General features: G+C 55.9%; 19 protein-coding genes. 13 read left to right on the top strand and 6 right to left on the bottom strand.

Annotated features, from left to right (window positions below; genetic code table 11):
- The first annotated feature begins 208 nt into the window (after positions 1–208).
- From ppsR to ACJ9Y9_RS09845, 8 genes are all read left to right on the top strand, one after another.
- Complete coding sequence (gene ppsR, locus ACJ9Y9_RS09880) at positions 209–1,042, top strand: posphoenolpyruvate synthetase regulatory kinase/phosphorylase PpsR (protein WP_028017244.1); 834 nt, start codon at positions 209–211, stop codon at positions 1,040–1,042.
- A gap of 152 nt (positions 1,043–1,194) precedes the next feature.
- Positions 1,195–2,241, top strand: coding sequence for a 3-deoxy-7-phosphoheptulonate synthase AroH (gene aroH / locus ACJ9Y9_RS09875; RefSeq protein ID WP_028017243.1), 1,047 nt, complete (start codon positions 1,195–1,197; stop codon positions 2,239–2,241).
- Between the two features lie 178 nt (positions 2,242–2,419).
- Positions 2,420–2,602, top strand: a complete 183-nt coding sequence (gene hemP / locus ACJ9Y9_RS09870; RefSeq protein ID WP_028017242.1) for a hemin uptake protein HemP — start codon at positions 2,420–2,422, stop codon at positions 2,600–2,602.
- Positions 2,603–2,678: 76 nt separating this feature from the next.
- Positions 2,679–4,664: a TonB-dependent hemoglobin/transferrin/lactoferrin family receptor gene (locus tag ACJ9Y9_RS09865; protein ID WP_028017241.1), complete on the top strand. Its 1,986-nt coding sequence runs from the start codon at positions 2,679–2,681 to the stop codon at positions 4,662–4,664.
- A 47-nt stretch (positions 4,665–4,711) separates the two neighbouring features.
- Positions 4,712–5,740 (top strand): hematinate-forming heme oxygenase ChuS, encoded by a 1,029-nt coding sequence (chuS, locus tag ACJ9Y9_RS09860; protein WP_028017240.1) that lies wholly within the window; start codon positions 4,712–4,714, stop codon positions 5,738–5,740.
- Complete coding sequence (locus ACJ9Y9_RS09855; protein ID WP_028017239.1) at positions 5,737–6,558, top strand: hemin ABC transporter substrate-binding protein; 822 nt, start codon at positions 5,737–5,739, stop codon at positions 6,556–6,558. Before chuS ends, ACJ9Y9_RS09855 begins: the two co-directional genes overlap by 4 nt.
- A complete protein-coding gene (locus ACJ9Y9_RS09850) occupies positions 6,558–7,550 on the top strand; it encodes an iron ABC transporter permease (RefSeq protein WP_028017238.1) in 993 nt (330 codons plus the stop codon). The genes ACJ9Y9_RS09855 and ACJ9Y9_RS09850 overlap by 1 nt, the downstream gene beginning before the upstream one ends.
- Complete coding sequence (locus ACJ9Y9_RS09845; protein WP_028017237.1) at positions 7,543–8,322, top strand: heme ABC transporter ATP-binding protein; 780 nt, start codon at positions 7,543–7,545, stop codon at positions 8,320–8,322. The genes ACJ9Y9_RS09850 and ACJ9Y9_RS09845 overlap by 8 nt, the downstream gene beginning before the upstream one ends.
- On the opposite strand, the gene ACJ9Y9_RS09840 is transcribed toward ACJ9Y9_RS09845, so the two are convergent.
- A complete protein-coding gene (locus ACJ9Y9_RS09840; RefSeq protein WP_032666815.1) occupies positions 8,289–9,212 on the bottom strand; it encodes a LysR family transcriptional regulator in 924 nt (307 codons plus the stop codon). The genes ACJ9Y9_RS09845 and ACJ9Y9_RS09840 overlap by 34 nt on opposite strands.
- 140 nt (positions 9,213–9,352) lie before the next feature.
- Here ACJ9Y9_RS09840 and ACJ9Y9_RS09835 point away from each other — a divergent pair, with 140 nt between their 5' ends.
- Genes ACJ9Y9_RS09835 through ACJ9Y9_RS09815 form a run of 5 tightly spaced genes read left to right on the top strand, consistent with a single transcriptional unit; the run spans position 9,353 to position 14,129 of the window.
- On the top strand, positions 9,353–10,060 hold the full coding sequence (locus tag ACJ9Y9_RS09835; protein WP_028017236.1) for a CoA transferase subunit A: 708 nt from the start codon (positions 9,353–9,355) through the stop codon (positions 10,058–10,060).
- A 2-nt stretch (positions 10,061–10,062) separates the two neighbouring features.
- Positions 10,063–10,719 carry a CoA transferase subunit B gene (locus ACJ9Y9_RS09830; protein ID WP_028017235.1) on the top strand — a complete coding sequence of 219 codons (657 nt, stop codon included), beginning with the start codon at positions 10,063–10,065 and terminating at the stop codon, positions 10,717–10,719.
- A 9-nt stretch (positions 10,720–10,728) separates the two neighbouring features.
- Positions 10,729–11,910, top strand: coding sequence for an acetyl-CoA C-acetyltransferase (locus tag ACJ9Y9_RS09825; RefSeq protein WP_028017234.1), 1,182 nt, complete (start codon positions 10,729–10,731; stop codon positions 11,908–11,910).
- Positions 11,911–11,956: 46 nt separating this feature from the next.
- A complete protein-coding gene (locus ACJ9Y9_RS09820; protein ID WP_028017233.1) occupies positions 11,957–13,348 on the top strand; it encodes a GntP family permease in 1,392 nt (463 codons plus the stop codon).
- 10 nt (positions 13,349–13,358) lie between these two features.
- Entirely contained in the window at positions 13,359–14,129 is a 771-nt protein-coding gene (locus ACJ9Y9_RS09815) for a 3-hydroxybutyrate dehydrogenase (RefSeq protein ID WP_028017232.1), read from the top strand.
- Between the two features lie 40 nt (positions 14,130–14,169).
- Here the strand turns inward: ACJ9Y9_RS09815 and selO are convergent, their stop codons facing one another.
- The 5 genes from selO to ACJ9Y9_RS09790 form a co-directional block, all read right to left on the bottom strand.
- Entirely contained in the window at positions 14,170–15,612 is a 1,443-nt protein-coding gene (selO, locus tag ACJ9Y9_RS09810; protein WP_028017231.1) for a protein adenylyltransferase SelO, read from the bottom strand.
- A gap of 61 nt (positions 15,613–15,673) precedes the next feature.
- Positions 15,674–16,387: an EAL domain-containing protein gene (locus tag ACJ9Y9_RS09805; RefSeq protein ID WP_028017230.1), complete on the bottom strand. Its 714-nt coding sequence runs from the start codon at positions 16,385–16,387 to the stop codon at positions 15,674–15,676.
- A gap of 293 nt (positions 16,388–16,680) precedes the next feature.
- Positions 16,681–17,145: an NlpC/P60 family protein gene (locus tag ACJ9Y9_RS09800; protein WP_028017229.1), complete on the bottom strand. Its 465-nt coding sequence runs from the start codon at positions 17,143–17,145 to the stop codon at positions 16,681–16,683.
- 74 nt (positions 17,146–17,219) lie between these two features.
- Entirely contained in the window at positions 17,220–17,975 is a 756-nt protein-coding gene (gene btuD, locus ACJ9Y9_RS09795) for a vitamin B12 ABC transporter ATP-binding protein BtuD (RefSeq protein ID WP_028017228.1), read from the bottom strand.
- Entirely contained in the window at positions 17,975–18,526 is a 552-nt protein-coding gene (locus ACJ9Y9_RS09790) for a glutathione peroxidase (protein WP_028017227.1), read from the bottom strand. Before ACJ9Y9_RS09790 ends, btuD begins: the two co-directional genes overlap by 1 nt.
- Between the last annotated feature and the right edge of the window lie 21 nt (positions 18,527–18,547).

The following is an 18,547-nucleotide window of genomic DNA, read 5'->3' as shown; positions in this document are numbered from 1 at the left end:
TACTTTCCCATCACCCACGAACCCGATGATTCCTATATATTCAGCCAGAAACCACAAAAATAAAGTCGCTATTTGAAAAATGAAATCCACTTTTCAGGAAAATCAAAAACATCGTTTCATTTATAATTAAGATAAGTTCTTTGCTGTGTAATTTACTTTTTTAATTTATGCTTTCAGGCAATTAGGTATGATATTCAGGGTGAGTAAAATGGATAATGCTGTCGATCGCCACGTTTTTTATATTTCTGATGGTACGGCGATCACCGCCGAGGTGCTGGGCCATGCGGTGATGTCGCAGTTTCCCGTTTCGATTAACAGCATCACGCTGCCGTTTGTCGAAAATGAGAGCCGCGCCAAAGCGGTGAAGGACCAGATTGATGCCATCTACCAGCAGACCGGCGTCCGCCCGCTGGTGTTCTACTCGATCGTGATCCCCGAGATTCGCTCCATCATTCTGCAAAGTGAAGGCTTCTGTCAGGATATCGTCCAGGCGCTGGTGGCTCCGCTGCAAAGCGAGCTTAAGCTTGACCCGACCCCGATCGCTCATCGTACCCACGGGCTAAACCCCGGCAATCTGACCAAGTACGATGCGCGTATCGCTGCCATTGATTACACCCTGGCACATGACGACGGTATCTCGCTGCGTAATCTTGACCAGGCGCAGGTGATCCTGCTTGGCGTATCGCGCTGCGGCAAAACGCCAACCAGCCTCTATCTGGCGATGCAGTTTGGTATTCGTGCCGCAAACTACCCCTTTATTGCTGACGACATGGATAACCTGGTGCTACCTGCCGCCCTTAAGCCTCTGCAACATAAGTTGTTCGGCCTGACGATCAACCCGGAACGCCTTGCCGCCATCCGCGAAGAACGCCGCGAGAACAGCCGCTACGCCTCCATGCGCCAGTGCCGGATGGAGGTCTCCGAAGTGGAAGCGCTGTACCGCAAAAACCAGATCCCGTGGCTGAACAGCACCAACTATTCGGTTGAAGAAATTGCCACCAAAATTCTCGACATCATGGGGCTTAATCGTCGCATGTACTAATATGCTAGTACATTAGCTCAGATTCAGGTATCATCATCGGCAACCACGGGGCGGTGTCGCCCCGAACTTGAAATCAGCAGGGATTGGTTTAAGGTGATGCCCATCACTTCCCGGTAGTCTGCCGATGAAGCAAAAATTTTCTGAGACATTCCATGAATAAAACCGACGAACTCCGCACTGCGCGCATCGACAGCCTGGTTACCCCAGCTGAACTGGCACTGCGGCATCCTGTTTCCGCCACCGTTGCGGAACATGTCACGGCTTCCCGCCGGCGCATTGAAAAAATCCTGAATGGTGAAGACAAACGTCTTCTGGTAGTGATTGGGCCTTGCTCCATCCACGATCTGGATGCCGCAATGGATTATGCCAAACGACTTCAGGGGCTGCGGGACAAATACCAGCATCGCCTTGAGATCGTGATGCGAACCTACTTTGAAAAACCGCGGACCGTAGTGGGCTGGAAAGGCCTGATTTCCGATCCTGATCTGAACGGTAGCTACCGCGTGAACCACGGTATTGAGCTGGCGCGCAAACTGCTCCTGCAGGTCAATGAACTGGGCGTACCAACGGCGACCGAATTTCTCGATATGGTGACCGGGCAGTTTATCGCCGATCTCATCAGCTGGGGCGCAATTGGCGCACGTACCACCGAAAGCCAAATCCACCGCGAGATGGCCTCCGCCCTCTCCTGTCCGGTCGGCTTTAAAAACGGAACTGACGGTAACACCCGTATCGCGGTAGATGCGATCCGCGCTGCCCGTGCCAGCCATATGTTCCTGTCGCCGGATAAGAGCGGTCACATGACCATCTACCAGACCAGCGGTAACCCGTACGGGCATATCATTATGCGTGGTGGGAAGAAACCCAACTATCATGCGGAAGATATTGCGGCCGCCTGTGAAACGCTGGCAGAGTTCGACCTGCCGGAACATCTGGTGGTGGATTTCAGCCACGGTAACTGTCAGAAACAGCATCGCCGCCAGCTGGATGTGTGCGATGAAGTTTGCCAGCAGATCCGCAGCGGCTCAACCGCCATCGCGGGGATTATGGCCGAAAGTTTCATCAAGGAAGGCACGCAGAAGATCGTTGCCGGACAGCAGATGGTGTACGGACAGTCGATCACCGACCCGTGCCTGAGCTGGGAAGACAGCGAACTGCTGCTGGAGAAACTGGCTTCTGCGGTAGATACGCGCTTCTAAAATCCAGCCCTTCTCCTTCTCCCTCTCCCAAAGGGAGAGGGGCGGGGTGAGGGCATCAAGCTGCACTTCACCCCCAAATTTGATCCTCTCACCCTTTTTTCACAAAAACGCTTGCTGTGAATTTACAGTTTATTGATAATGATTATCATTGTTACATTGATTGTCATTTATAAACATTATGTCACGTACGGATAACAACGCGGCAACGCCAGAAAAAACACACACAGCCCCTGCCTCCACCGAGCGTCGGATTGACAGCAAAGCCCTGCTCGGCGATGAGGGGCGGGTGATTATCGAGCATGACGGTCAGCACTACCTGCTACGCCAGACCCATGCCGGAAAACTGATCCTGACTAAATAAACAACACGATAACTTCGCCAGCCACCCAGGTGTTCCCCAGGCAGCCAGCGCTTTCGATTCTTAATGGAGAGTTGCTATGCCATACCTGCATTCCGCGTCTTTACGCCCGTCAATTCTGGCTTTGGCAGTCGTCAGTACCCTGCCGGGCGTCGCGTTTGCTGCCGCAGATGATATTACCGTCACCGCCACGGGCAACGCCCGCAGCGCCTTTGAAGCTCCGATGATGGTGAGCGTGATTGACGCCAGCGCGCCGGAGAAACAAACCGCCAGCTCTGCTGCCGACCTGCTGCGTAACGTTCCTGGTCTCACACTGGACGGTACCGGGCGCACCAACGGGCAGGACGTGAACCTGCGCGGCTATGACCGCCGCGGCGTGCTGGTGCTGGTTGACGGCGTGCGCCAGGGAACCGATACCGGCCACCTGAACAGCACCTTCCTCGATCCGTCGCTGATTAAACGTGTTGAAGTGGTTCGCGGACCATCCGCCCTGCTCTACGGAAGTGGTGCGCTGGGCGGCGTGATCTCCTATGATACTGCCGACGCCAAAGACCTGCTGGAGCCGGGAAAAAACAGCGGCTACCGCGTATTTGCTACGGGTGCAACGGGCGATCATAGCCTCGGAATGGGGGCCAGCGCGTATGGCCGCACCGACACACTGGACGGTCTGGTCTCCTGGTCGAGCCGTGACCGGGGTGACATTCGTCAGAGCAACGGGACAGCAGCGCCAAATGATGAATCCATTAACAACATGCTGGCAAAAGGTCGATGGAAAATCGACCCGGCGCAGACCCTGAGCGGCTCCCTGCGCTACTATAACAACGACGCACAGGAACCCAAAAATCCGCAAACCATTAAAGCGGATGCCTCCAGCAACCCCATGACTGACCGTTCCACCATCCAGCGTGACGCTCAGTTGGGCTACAACATCGCGCCGGAAGGCAATGACTGGCTGAACGCCGATGCCAAAATCTACTGGTCTGAAGCGCGCATTAACGCCCAGAACATCAACGGCAGCGGTGAATTCCGCAAGCAAACCACGAGAGGTGGGAAGGTGGAAAACCGCACCCGACTGTTTAGCGACTCCTTTGCCTCACACCTCCTGACCTACGGCGGAGAATATTACCGCCAGGAGCAAAGCCCGGGCGGTGCGACGACCGGTTTCCCGGACGCAAAAATCGACTTCAGCTCCGGTTGGCTGCAGGATGAAATTACCCTGCGCGATCTGCCCATCACCCTTCTGGGGGGGACGCGTTATGACAACTATCGCGGCAGCAGTGATGGTTATGACGATGTGGATGCCGATAAGTGGTCATCCCGCGCCGGCTTAACCGTCAGCCCAGCCGACTGGCTGATGCTGTTCGGCTCTTACGCGCAGGCCTTCCGCGCGCCGACCATGGGTGAAATGTATAACGATGCGAAGCACTTCTCGATAGGCCGCTTCTATACCAACTACTGGGTGCCAAACCCGAACCTGCGTCCGGAGACCAATGAAACTCAGGAGTTCGGTTTTGGTCTGCGCTTTGACGATCTGATGCTGGCGAACGATGCGCTGGAGTTCAAAGCGAGCTATTTCGATACGAAAGCCAAAGACTACATCTCCACTACCGTCGATTTCGCGGCGGCGACCACCATGTCCTATAACGTTCCCAATGCCAAAATCTGGGGCTGGGACGTCATGGCGAAATACTCCGCCGAGATCTTCAACCTTGACCTGGCCTATAACCGCACGCGCGGGAAAGATACCGACACGGGAGAGTACATCTCCAGCATTAACCCGGACACCGTCACCAGCAAGCTGGATATCCCGGTAGCGCAAAGCGGTTTCTCCGTGGGCTGGATAGGTACCTTTGTTGACCGTTCAACGCACATCAGCAGCAGTTACAAAAAGCAGCCTGGCTACGCGGTCAACGATTTCTACGTCAGCTATCAGGGTCAGGCACAACTGAAAGGCATCACAACGACGGTGGTGCTGGGTAACGCCTTCGACAAAGAATACTGGTCACCGCAGGGTATTCCGCAGGACGGTCGCAACGGCAAGATTTTCGTAAGCTATCAGTGGTAACCCCCTCGCCCCGGTTCACCGGGGCATCCATGAAGAAGGACGAAACAATGAATCACTACACACGCTGGCTTGAGCTAAAAGAAGAAAACCCGGGTAAGTACGCGCGTGACATCGCAGGTTTAATGAACATCAGTGAAGCTGAACTGACCTTTGCCCGCGTCGGTCACGATACCTGGCGCCTGAACGGTGAGATCCGCGATATCCTTGGCGCGCTGGAAGCCGTGGGCGAAACCAAATGCATTTGCCGCAATGACCATGCCGTTCACGAGCAGGTAGGGACCTTCACCAATCAGCATCTCCACGGTCACGCCGGGCTGGTACTGAACCCACGCGGACTGGATCTGCGTCTGTTCCTCAATCAGTGGGCGAGCGTTTTTCACATCAGTGAAGCTACCGCGCGCGGCGAGCGTCAGAGCATCCAGTTCTTCGACCATCAGGGTGATGCGCTGCTGAAGGTCTACGCCACCGATAGCACCGACGTATCCGCCTGGAGCGACGTACTGCGCCGCTTTATCTTTGCCGATAATCCACCGCTGGCGTTAAAGGTGGCCGATGTCCCGGTTCACGCAGAAAACGCGCAAGCCGCGCTCGTGGACACAGAGTGGCGCGCCATGACCGACGTGCACCAGTTCTTCGGCCTGCTGAAGCGCCACAATCTCAGCCGCCAGCAGGCGTTTAACCTGGTGGGTGACGATCTGGCCTGCAGGGTAGAGAACTCCGCGCTGGCGCAGCTGCTGGAGACGGCGCGCCAGGACGGCAACGAAATAATGGTGTTTGTCGGCAACCGCGGCTGCGTGCAGATCTTCACCGGCGCGGTGGAAAAGCTGGTGCCGATGAAAGGCTGGCTCAACATCTTTAACCCGACCTTTACCCTGCATCTGCTTGAAGAAGCCATTGCGGAAACGTGGGTCACGCGCAAACCGACGGCTGACGGGCATGTCACTAGCCTGGAGCTGTTTGCCGCCGACGGCACGCAAATCGCTCAGCTGTATGGTCAGCGTACCGAAGGCGAGCCGGAACAGAGCCAATGGCGTAGCCAGATTGACGCCTTAACGGCGAAAGGGTTGGCCGCATGAAAAAATGGCTCGCCGTTCTCAGCGCCCTGCCCCTGATGGCGTTTGCCGCCACGCAGGAGAAAATCGTTACGCTTGGCGGCGACGTGACGGAAATTGTCTTTGCCCTTGGCGCACAGTCGTCTCTGGTGGCTCGCGACAGTACCAGTCAGTGGCCACAGGCAGCAAACGATCTGCCTGACGTGGGATATTTGCGCCAGCTGAATGCGGAAGGCATTTTGTCCATGCGTCCCACCCTGGTGCTGGCAAGCGCCCAGGCGCAACCGTCTCTGGCATTAAAACAGGTTGAGCAAAGCCATATCAGGGTCGTCACTGTTCCGGCAAGTAACGCGCTGGGCGTCATTGATGAAAAGGTGCGGGTCATCGCGCAAGCGACACATCGCGAGGTTGAGGGAGAAATCCTGCGTAACACGTTACGTCAGGCCCTGACCGCCCTGCCCGCCTCGCCACTCAACAAGCGGGTGCTGTTTATCCTCAACCATGGAGGGATGACCGCAATGGCTGCCGGACAACAGACCGCAGCGGATGCCGCCATTCAGGCGGCGGGGCTTAGAAATGCGATGCAAGGTTTTACCCGCTATCAACCGCTGTCACAGGAGGGCGTGATTGCCAGCCAGCCCGACCTGGTGGTGATTTCTCAGGAGGGTATCAACGCGCTGGGCGGTGAAGACAATCTCTGGAAACTGCCGGGTCTGGCGCAAACGCCGGCGGGACGCAACAAGCAGCTGCTGGCAATTGATGATATGGCGCTTCTGGGCTTTGGCGTGCGAACGCCGCAGGCAATTCAGCAGTTGCGCGTCAGAGCGGAGCAACTACCCTGATGTCCCGACGGATCACCTTGTCACTGTGGATACTGACCGCACTCCTCACGACGATGACGATCGTGGCGACCGGTTTTGGCGCGTTGCATCTACCGGTCAGCCTGCTGTGGAACGGCAGCGATGATGCGCTGCGTCAGATCTGGCTGACCATACGCCTGCCCCGAGTGCTGTTGGCGCTGGTTATTGGGGGTTCACTGGCGCTGGCAGGCTGTGTAATGCAGGGGTTATTTCGTAACCCGCTGGCAGATCCGGGCCTGCTCGGGATCAGCAGCGGTGCGGCGCTTGCCGTTGCGTTATGGGTGGTTATTCCGCTCTCGTTACCTGCACTGGTCATGCTTTATGCCCCGATGATCGCGGCCTTTTTCGGCGCGCTGTCTGCCACTTTCGTGATTTTCCTTCTCAGCCAGCAGCGTAACAGCTCGCTCTCCCGGTTGTTGCTAGTAGGTATCGCCATTAATGCCCTGTGCGGGGCAGCCGTCGGTGTGCTGTCATGGCTCAGTAATGATGCACAGCTTCGCCAGCTTTCACTTTGGGGTATGGGCAGCCTCGGCCAGGCACAATGGTCAACATTGCTGGCCGTCACCTCGCTGATGATGCCCACTCTTCTGGTGATATGGCGTCTTGCCAGCGCGCTCAATTTACTGCAATTAGGTGAAGAAGAAGCGCACTATCTCGGTGTGGAGGTTGCGGTTGTGCAGCGGATCCTGCTGCTGTGTAGCGCCTTGCTGGTCGCCGCTGCGGTAGCGGTCAGTGGCGTTATCGGTTTTGTCGGTCTTGTGGTCCCCCACCTGATGCGCATGTGGCTCGGGGCAGATCACCGGGCGGTGATCCCCGGATCTGTACTCGCCGGCGCGGCACTGCTGCTGATTGCGGATACGGTGGCTCGTACCCTGGTCGCCCCGGCGGAAATGCCGGTTGGTTTGCTGACCAGCCTTCTCGGCGCGCCGTGGTTTCTGTGGCTGATCTTTCGTCGTGGAGGCGAGCATGGCTGAACGCTATTGTGCAGAAAAAATAGATTTCCACACCGGACACCGGACGCTTATAAACGAGGTATCCTTGGATTTATCCATGGGTGAAATGGTGGCGTTAATTGGCCCGAATGGCGCCGGAAAATCGACGTTACTGCGGCTGCTCACGGGCTATTTAAACCCTACTGGCGGGCAGTGCAACCTGGCAGATATCCCCCTCAATGCCTGGCAGCCGGAAAGACTCGCTCGCCGCCGGGCGGTGATGCGCCAGAACACGCAGCTCGGCTTCGACTGGCCTGTGGAGGCGGTAGTCGGCATGGGCCGCGCTCCCTGGACTCGCTACCCCGAACCCGCAGTTGTTCAGGAGGTGATGCAGATTACCGGATGTTTACCGCTGGCGGGCAGGCAGTTTGCCGCACTCTCCGGTGGGGAACAGCAGCGGATCCAGCTTGCGCGGGCGCTGGCGCAGCTGTGGCACGAGGGTGCGCCGCGCGGCTGGCTGTTCCTTGATGAACCCACGTCTGCGCTGGATCTCTATCACCAGCAACATCTGCTGCGCCTGCTGAAATCCCTGACCCATCAGGGAGATCTCCACGTCTGCGTCGTGCTGCACGATCTTAATCTGGCGGCGCTGTGGGCGGATCGGATCCTGCTGTTACACAATGGCAGATTGGTCTGCGAAGGCGTACCTGAAGCTGTTTTGCAGGCTGATGCGCTGGCACACTGGTACGGGGCAGAAGTGCTCGTCGGCAGACATCCAGATTACGCCACGCCGCAGGTGTTTCTCGCCCCCTGACCAGGCTGATAAAAATCCTTCAGTGTTTCCAGCAGGGCACGCGCCGCTTTTGAAAGCTGCGTGTGCCCTGGATGGATCACGCCAATGCATTTTTCAATAAGCGGGTTATCCAGTGGAATACAGACCGCGCCTAACGCTGCCATCTGCGTTTCGCACAATGCCGGAACAGCGCTGCCGCCCAATCCACTGGCGACCATCCGCCCCACCGTCACCAGTTGATGACTCTCCAGCGCCACATCCAGTTTTCTGCCGCTTCGGGCCAGCTCCTCTTCCATCATCAGACGTACCGCTGAGGGCCGCTGCAGGGTGATGAAATCCAGCGTCAGCAGCTCTTCCCATGACAAGCGTTTTTTACCGGCAAGAGAGGAATCTTTCGGCACAATGGCGACAAATCTGTCGAGACCCAGGGGCGTAAACAGCAGGTTATGCGTGGGTGCCGGCTCAAACGCGATCCCCATCTCCACCCGCCCTTCCCGAACCATCTCGATCACGTGTTCGTTGATGACATCATGCACGGTGACGTTGATCCCGGCGTGGCGATCGCGAAAGGCTTTGAGTACCTCCGGTAAGACATTCGCGGCAAACGACGGCATGGCCGCGACCGAGATTTTGCCACGCTGTAGCGTAAAACACTGATGCATCGCCTCTTCGACGTTATCCCAGTCGGCAAGCAGTTGCCGCGCCATGGGCAAAAACGTCTCCCCTTCCTGTGTCAACGCCACTTTACGCGTGCTCCGCTGCAGCAGCGGCCCTCCCAGCACATCCTCAAGACCTTTAATCGTCAGGCTCAGTGCTGGCTGAGAGAGATTTAGCCGTTCGCTGGCGTGCGCGAAATTCAGAGTGTGAGCTACCGCTAAAAACGCGCGTAACTGTTTGACACTCATTCTCATTTTTCACCCTGTTAACTAATTGAAAAAATTTAGTTAACAGTAAATTAATAAAAAAACCAAATGAGTGAGTCACAAATTCAAAATTAACAAATGAGTCACCGCCCCTAATGATACCGGCACGGACAACGGGAGAGATGACGATGGCGGGACTGGATAAACGCGTCAGTAGCTATGCGCAAGCGCTGGATGGGCTGACGAACGGAATGACCTTGCTGGCAGGCGGTTTCGGCTTGTGTGGCATCCCAGAGAACCTGATTGCAGAAGTCAGACGCCGTCAGGTGAACGATCTGACGGTGGTTTCAAACAACTGCGGCGTGGATGGTTTCGGCCTCGGAATACTGCTTGAGACGCGGCAGGTACGCAAGGTGGTGGCGTCTTACGTGGGTGAGAACGCGCTATTCGAGCAACAGGTATTGAGCGGTGAGCTGGAGATTGAACTCACGCCTCAGGGCACGCTGGCGGAAAAGGTGCGCGCGGGCGGCGCGGGCATTCCGGCATTTTACACCGCCACCGGCTATGGCACTCCCGTTGCGACTGGCAAGGAAATTCGTCAGTTTGCGGGGAAACACTACATCCTCGAAGAGGCCATTACGGGTGATTTCGCGCTTATCAAAGGCTGGAAAGCAGACTGGTACGGCAACGTTATCTATCGCCATACCGCGCAAAACTTTAATCCGCTGATGGCCACGGCGGGCCGGATAACCGTTGTAGAGGTGGAAGAAATTGTGCCACCGGGTGAACTGCCACCGTCTGCCATTCACACCCCGGGAATTTACGTCGACAGAGTGATTGTCGGCCAGTTTGAAAAACGCATTGAACAGCGCACGCTGCGCGCGGAAGGAGTCTGACAATGTTGACCCGTGAACAGATGGCAATGCGCGTCGCTCGCGAGTTGCACGACGGTTACTACGTCAACCTGGGGATCGGCATCCCTACCCTGGTGGCGAACTACATTCCGCCGGGGATGGATGTGATGCTTCAGTCGGAAAACGGTCTGCTGGGAATGGGGGAATTTCCGGATGAACGGAACCTCGACGCCGACATGATTAACGCCGGTAAACAGACGGTAACCGCGCGGATCGGTGCTGCCATTTTCGACTCGGCTCAGTCGTTTGCCATGATCCGCGGCGGTCATGTCGACCTGACCGTATTGGGTGCGTTTGAAGTGGACGTCGAAGGGAATATCGCCTCGTGGATGATCCCCGGGAAGATGGTGAAAGGGATGGGGGGAGCAATGGATCTCGTTGCCGGGGCACAGAACATCATAGTGGTGATGACTCACGCCTCAAAAAGTGGTGAATCAAAACTGCTCCCCCGCTGCACGCTGCCTCTCACGGGCGTGGGCTGCATCCGTCGGGTCTTAACCGACCTCGCGTTACTGGAGATCAAGGACGGCACGTTCATTCTTCGGGAATACGCTCCGGGGGTGAGTATCGACGAGATCGTGGCGAAAACGGCCGGGAAAATAACAGTGGCGGACGACGTTCGCGAGATGCGCTTCAGCTGAGGACTCAACATGAAAAACGTCATGATTGTCGGGGCAGCACGAACCCCTGTGGGTGGTTTTCGCGGCTCGCTCGCCTCCCTTTCTGCAGTTGAACTGGGTGCAGTAGCGGTACAACACCTGCTTGCGACCAGCGGTTTGCATGCAGATCAAATAGACGAGTTGCTCTTCGGTCAAGTGCTGACGGCAGGTTGTGGACAAAACCCCGCGCGCCAGACGGCAATCCGCGCCGGGTTACCTGTCAAAACGCCCGCGACAACGGTCAATCTGGTGTGTGGTGCGGGCTTAAAAGCGGTGCAACTGGCCGCGCAGGCGATCCGCTGTGGCGATGCCGACGTGGTTATCGCGGGCGGTCAGGAGAGCATGAGCAACGCGCCTTATCTGCTGGACGGTGCGCGATCAGGATTGCGTTTTGGTCATACGGGCCTGCAGGACAGCATGATTACCGACGGGCTATGGGATGCGTTCAACGATTACCACATGGGGATCACCGCAGAAAACATCGCCCGACAGTACGGCATTTCTCGTGAGCAGCAGGATGCCTTTGCCGCCCGGTCGCAGCAAAAAGCTGCATCCGCGGCTGAATCCGGTCGATTCGACGCCGAGATAGTGCCAGTGACGGTGAAACAGGGTAAAAAGCCGCCCCTGATCATCAGCCGTGATGAACAGCCCCGGCCGGGAACCACCGCAGAACAGCTCGCGCAACTGCGCCCCGCGTTTTTACACGAGGAAGGCACGGTCACGGCGGGTAATGCCTCAACGCTCAATGATGGTGCCGCCGCGGTGCTGTTGATGAGCGAGGAAAAAGCGCGGGAAAGCGGTTTGCCGATCCTGGGCCGCATCGCGAGTTACGCCGTGACGGGCGTCGACCCATCCGTGATGGGAATTGGTCCGGTCAGTGCCTGTCAGACGGCTCTGGCGCGGGCTGGCTGGACGCTCGATGACGTGGATCTCATTGAAGCCAATGAAGCCTTTGCGGCGCAAGCGCTGGCGGTGGGCAAGCTGCTCGGCTGGGATGAGTCCAGGGTGAACGTCAACGGTGGCGCGATTGCGCTGGGTCATCCGATTGGTGCATCCGGCTGCCGCATTCTCGTCACGCTGCTGTACGAAATGCAGCGTCGGGAGGTTAAAAAAGGGCTCGTCACCCTGTGCGTAGGCGGCGGACAAGGTATCGCTCTGACCGTCGAGCGTTAAACATCTCGTTGGTACCCGAATATAACAATGATAGTGAGGAGTCGTAATGAGTGTGTTAATTGCCCTGGCGGCACTGGCATTGCTGATGCTGGCGGCCTATCGCGGATATAGCGTTATTTTGTTTGCGCCGATTGCGGCGCTGGGTGCAGTGTTGCTGACCGACCCGGGGGCTGTCGGACCGACGTTTACCGGTCTGTTTATGGAAAAAATGGTGGGCTTCGTCAAGCTCTACTTCCCGGTGTTTCTGCTGGGTGCCGTTTTTGGCAAGCTGATTGAGCTTTCCGGTTTCTCACGATCGATCGTCGCCTCCGCCATTCGGATCCTCGGTCGTCGCCACGCGATACCGGTCATTGTTCTGGTCTGTGCACTGTTAACCTATGGCGGTGTTTCGCTGTTCGTGGTGGCGTTTGCGGTCTATCCGTTTGCCGCCGAACTGTTCCGCCAGAGCGGTATCCCCAAACGGCTGATCCCGGCCACCGTGGCGCTGGGGGCATTTTCGTTTACCATGGACGCCCTGCCCGGCACGCCTCAAATCCAGAACATTATCCCCACCAGCTTCTTTGGTACTAACGCCTGGGCCGCGCCGTGGCTTGGGGTGATCGGTTCCCTGTTTATTATCTGTTTTGGCCTGCTCTGGCTGGAGCGTCAGCGCCGTAAAGCACTCAATAACAATGAAGGTTACGGCTCGGATCTCAAAAATGAACCAGAAACGCCGGACAACATAAATCTGCCACATCCGCTGATTGCTATCTCCCCTTTGCTGCTGGTGGGTATCCTCAACCTGCTGTTTACCCGCTGGATCCCTGGCTGGTACGGTACGAGCCATGAGCTCACCCTGCCAGGTCTGGCGAAACCGATTGTGACCGAGGTGAGTAAAATCACCGCCATCTGGGCCGTGGAGGCGGCGCTGATCTCCGGCATCATGCTGGTGCTGATTTTTGGTTTTCGCAATATCCGCGGGCGTCTGGCTGAAGGCAGCCGGACGGCGGTCAGCGGCGCCATTCTGGCAGCGATGAATACGGCCTCTGAATATGGTTTCGGGGCCGTTATTGCTGCACTGCCTGGTTTTCTGGTGCTGTCAAAAGGGCTGGCCGCGATCCCAAACCCGCTGTTAAACGAAGCGATCAGCGTGACCGTCCTCGCCGGGATCACCGGTTCCGCCTCCGGGGGGATGAGCATTGCACTCGCGGCAATGTCTGACAGCTTTATTGCCGCTGCGCACGCCGCCAATATTCCTCTGGAAGTTCTGCACCGCGTGGCCTCGATGGCAAGCGGTGGTATGGACACGCTTCCCCACAATGGCGCGGTGATTACCTTGCTGGCAATCACCGGCCTGAGTCATCGTCAGGCCTATGGCGGTATTTTCGCCATCACCCTCATAAAAAGTCTGGCAGTGCTTTTTGTCATTGCCGTGTTCTATCTGACCGGCATTGTTTAAGGAGAGAAAAATGAATCTGAAGGGTAAAACCGCTCTGGTGACCGGTTCGACAAGCGGTATTGGACTTGGGATCGCCCGCGTGCTGGCGAAGGCCGGGGCGCAGCTGATCCTCAACGGTTTCGGCGACAGCGAATCAGCAAGAGAAGAGATTGCGCAACTCGGCAAAAAGCCGGGCTATCACGATGCAGACCTGCGTGACGTACTGCAAATTGAAGCCATGATGCGCTACGTCGAATCGCAGTTTGGTAGTGTGGATATTCTGATTAACAATGCCGGAATACAGCATGTGGCCCCGGTTGAGGCATTTCCGGTAGAGAAATGGAACGACATTATCGCGCTGAATCTCTCTTCGGTGTTTCACACCAGCCGGCTGGCACTGCCTGCCATGCGCGAGAAAAACTGGGGCCGCATCATTAACATTGCCTCCGTTCATGGGCTAGTCGCGTCAAAAGAAAAGTCGGCCTATGTCGCCGCCAAGCATGGCGTGGTGGGCTTTACGAAATCCCTGGCGCTCGAAACCGCCCGCACGGGGATTACCGCCAATACGATCTGCCCGGGCTGGGTACTGACTCCTCTGGTACAACAGCAAATCGACAAACGCATTGCCGATGGCGTCGCACCAGACCAGGCACGAGACCAGCTTCTGGCGGAGAAACAGCCTTCAGGTGAGTTTGTCACCCCGGAACAGTTGGGCGAACTGGCGCTATTTTTGTGCAGCGACAGCGCCGTAAATGTCCGGGGCGTCGCATGGAACATGGATGGTGGGTGGGTCGCACAGTGACGGGTAAGCCGGGTGAGCGTCGCGTCACCCGGCAAAATGACTAACTTGAGCAGCTTACCTCCAGCCGCTTGCCCCAGTCAGGCGGGCGGCTGACGTAATCGTCATCCCTGTCGGCAAACGGCGTGCGTAACGCCACATGCAGACGGTGTAACTCGTCATACTCACCCTGCTCTGCCTGCTCAATCGCCCGTTGGGCCAGCCAGTTGCGTAACACCATCGCCGGGTTCGCCGCGTTCATCTGCGCGTGCCGGGTGGTATCGTCAACCTGCTCTTGCTGCAACCGCGTGCGGTACCGGGCAAACCAGTCGTCAAACGCCTGCCTGTCGATAAACTCGTCCCGCAACGGTGAGGCGGCACTGTGCTGCTCCGTCTGGCCCAGCATCCGGAAAGTGCGGGTGTAATCGCTGCCTTCACGCGCCATCAGGGCAAACAGGTCATTGAGGATCTCGTTATCCCCCCTTTCCTGGGTCATCAGCCCCAGCTTGTTGCGCATCAACATGCCGTATTCACGCAGCAAAATATCCTGATAGCTATCGAGCGCGTCATTCAGGGCATCAACGTCGATAAACGGTGACAGCGTTTGCGCAAGACGTTGCAGGTTCCACAATCCAACCGCAGGCTGATTGTCAAAGCTGTAACGGCCCTGATAATCGGAGTGATTACAGATATATCCCGGCTGATAATCATCCAGGAACCCAAACGGACCGTAATCAAAGGTCAACCCCAGGAGCGACATGTTGTCCGTATTCATGACGCCGTGGGCGAATCCTACCGTTTGCCAGCGCGCGATCATTGATGCAGTACGGGCAATCACATCCCGGAACCAGAGAACGTATTTATCATCCTCATCCTGCAAATGTGGCCAGTGATGAGCGATAGCGTAGTCTGCAAGCTGACGCACCTTTTCCGTCTCGCGGCGATAGTAAAAGTGCTCAAAATGGCCAAAGCGCAAATGACTTTGCGCAATGCGCATCAGCATCGCCCCTTTTTCCATCGTTTCGCGCGCAACCGGCGTGTCGCTGGTGACAATCGACAGCGCACGGGTGGTCGGGATCCCCAGCGCATGCATCGCTTCAGATGCCAGGCATTCACGAATCGTTGAACGTAATACCGCACGCCCATCCCCCATCCGCGAGTAAGGGGTAAGGCCTGCGCCTTTCAGGTGCCAGTCAACCGTCTCCCCGTTGGGAAGCTGTTGTTCACCAAGCAGGATCCCCCTGCCGTCGCCCAGTTGCCCCGCCCAGACGCCAAACTGGTGTCCACTATAGACCTGAGCCAGGGGTTGCATGCCTGCGAGGAGCTTTTCGCCCCCCCAGACGCCAGCGCCGTCTGAAGGCTGAAACATGGCAGGTGGAATCGCCAGTTCCTCTGCCAGCCGATCGTTGTGCCAGATAAGACGCGAATTTTGTAAGGGTGTTGGTTTGAGTGCTGTGTAAAAACCAGGCAACTCGTCATGCCAGTGAGCAGTAAAAGACAGGGTCATAAGTCCTCCTGCTTTTAGTGTAGAGGGTTTACCCGCACTTAAACACGGGTGAAAGAAAGGGTTATCGCTGAACCAGCGTGGTGACGTGCTCTGCACTGACCGCTGGCCAGAGCGCTCCCTGCATCGCGCCGACGTTAAAGGACAAGACACGTTGCAACAGGTTGTGATCGTCGATTCCGGCTACGATGACAGACTGGCAATGTGGTGTTATTTGCCAGAGAATTGCACGCATAAAAGGTTCAAAAGAGAGCTCCGATGCACGCTGCTGAATGAACCCTTTGTCGATGATCACCCGTTTAAATAATCCATCATAGACGGCTTTGAGGGATGCTGCGCCTGCACCAAAGTTTGCCAGAACCAACGGGAAATGAATCGCCATTCTTGCCAACTGGAGATCGTCTTTTCCGTTATTTAAACCTGGATAGTTCTCATTAACAGTAAACTCAATAAACGGATAACGCTCAAGGATTGAAACAGCGTTTCCATTGCTTAATAAAAACTCAACAATAACAGGTGTAATATTGATCCATGCAATTAACTGATGCTGAATAAAAAACAGTTTGCAGGTATCAAGCAATTGCAGTTTCTCGTTAAACAACGCTAACTCTTCTGTCGCTGTAAGACGAGGGATAACGAGGTCAGTGGGGATCCTTACATCAGTGCCGACGCCAGTAAAGTTAACCAGAACCTCTAAACCTTTAAGCTCACCTGCACTATTACGGGCAGGCATGAACAATAGTTCAGACTGGTAAGCATTATCTAGCGTAATTATCATTGCACTCGCCCCGCATTAAAGATGAGAGAGGACATCCTGGAGCAATTGCCGACACAATTCCACTGTCTTGATTTTAATAAGATTAATTTCATTAGTTCCGTATTAATTTTCAGATTTATCCCTGAATCTAAAATAATCTTATCCTGGTTACTGAATAATAGCCAGTTTTAGATAAAACAGACACATGCGGGCTTAGCTAATTTTAGGTAAATTTAACTTTAATCATCTTATTTGCGAAAAAACGGCATGTTTTATTCGCTACCATGCCGTCATAAAGACACATCCGGGGCAGACTAAATACGTCGTGCTTGCCAGAAGTTTTTACGCCAGTACACATTATCGAGAGAAGATCGCATCACTCCGCGACTGGTCGAGGCGTGAATAAACTGATTGTCTGTATCATAAATTCCAACGTGAAGACCGCTTTCACCCGACCCGGTTTTGAAAAACACCAGGTCTCCAGGCAGAAGCTCATCTTTATCAATTTCAGTCCCTATTTCTGCCTGCTTGCGCGTTTCGCGCGGAAGCTGTAAGTCAAACTTGTCGCGGAACGTCATCAGGACAAAACCAGAACAATCTACACCGCCACGGCTCATGCCGCCATAGCGATAAGGCGTACCGCGCCAGTTGCTCAGCTGATCGTTGAGGCTGGCAATGACAGTGATAGAATCTGAAAGCCGTGGGTTAGGCGGCGGCGCACGATGGCTACTGCATCCCGCGAGAAATAACGCTGCCATCAGGAGAAACCAGAATCGCATTTTCAGACGAATCCTCTGCTTTTTTTGTTCTTTTCGTAATTTAGCGTGCAATTGTGCTAACAGGCAAGAAACGGTTACTCCTGCCCGGTAGAAATCAGCATCTTATGACCCTCTATATCCAGCCTGCGGAAAGACATATTGTACGCAAGGGCAAGATTTGGCGGCGTAAGAACCTGATCCCGCATCCCGCTGGCGATCATCTTTCCACGTGACAGCAACCACACCCGGTGGGCATGCCGCAAGGTATGGTTGAGGTCATGACTGCTCATTACCACGGCGATACCCTTTCGGCTCAGACTACTTAACAGCGAATCCAGCGCCGCCTGCTGCGCCACATCCAGACCGCTCATCGGCTCATCCAGAAGCAGCATCCGCCCGTGAGGGTTACCTGCCGGGTGAATCTGAACAATGACCGCCGCCAGGCGCACCCGCTGCCATTCTCCGCCGGAAAGCTGGCTGGCGTGTCGGGACAGTTTATCTTCTAGCCCCAGGGCCGCAGCCACTTCAGTCAGCAGTGCCGTATGTTGTTTGTCGTGCAAATGCAGCATCAGATAATGCCAGACAGGCATCGCAAAAGGGGGCATTTGTTGCTGCACAAGGTAACTGCGCCGGTGCGCCAGCGAGACCGGCGACCAGTCAGTTAGAGTATGCTCCAGCAGCGATATCTGCCCTTGCCCGGAGGTTAGCCCCGCCATACGGGCCAACAACGTGCTCTTCCCTGCGCCGTTGGGCCCAACAAGATGCAGGATCTCTCCCGCATTGAGGGTACCGGTTATCGGCTCCAGACGTCCCTTCTCGGCAACGTCCGTGAGCTGCATCAGCAACGACATTATTTCGCCAGCGCCAGCTTGATAGATTCCATGACAATCGGATCTTCAGGCGTCATATCCGGTGAAAAACGCTGAACCACCTGGCCATCACGACCAATCAGGAATTTTTCAAAGTTCCACAGAATATCATCCGGGTAGAGCGGTGCCCGACCTTTGCTCGCCATACGTTCATAAAAGCCGCTGCCTTCTGGCGCAACGGCTGTCGGCGCGGCAGCAATCAGCTTGGCATACAGCGGATGGCGATCTTCGCCGTTAACATCAATTTTGCTGAACAGCGGGAACGTCACACCGTAGGTCGTACTACAAAACGTTTTGATCTCTTCTTCACTGCCCGGCTCCTGGCCCAGGAACTGGTTGCAGGGGAAACCCAGCACGGTGAAACCGTCTTTCTCCCACGCTTTCTGAATGTTCTCCAGCTGCTCGTACTGTGGCGTCAGGCCACATTTGGATGCCACGTTGACGATCAGCAATACATTGCCTTTGTAGCCTTCCAGCGTGGTGTTATCGCCATCAATGGTGGTCACTTTGGTGTTCAGGATATCTGACTGCATAGCATTCCCTCTGGTTGTCTT

This window comes from Enterobacter sp. CPE_E1241 (assembly GCF_045618265.1).
Taxonomy (GTDB): Bacteria; Pseudomonadota; Gammaproteobacteria; order Enterobacterales; family Enterobacteriaceae; genus Enterobacter; species Enterobacter adelaidei.
This window is presented reverse-complemented; position numbering and strand designations above follow the sequence as displayed.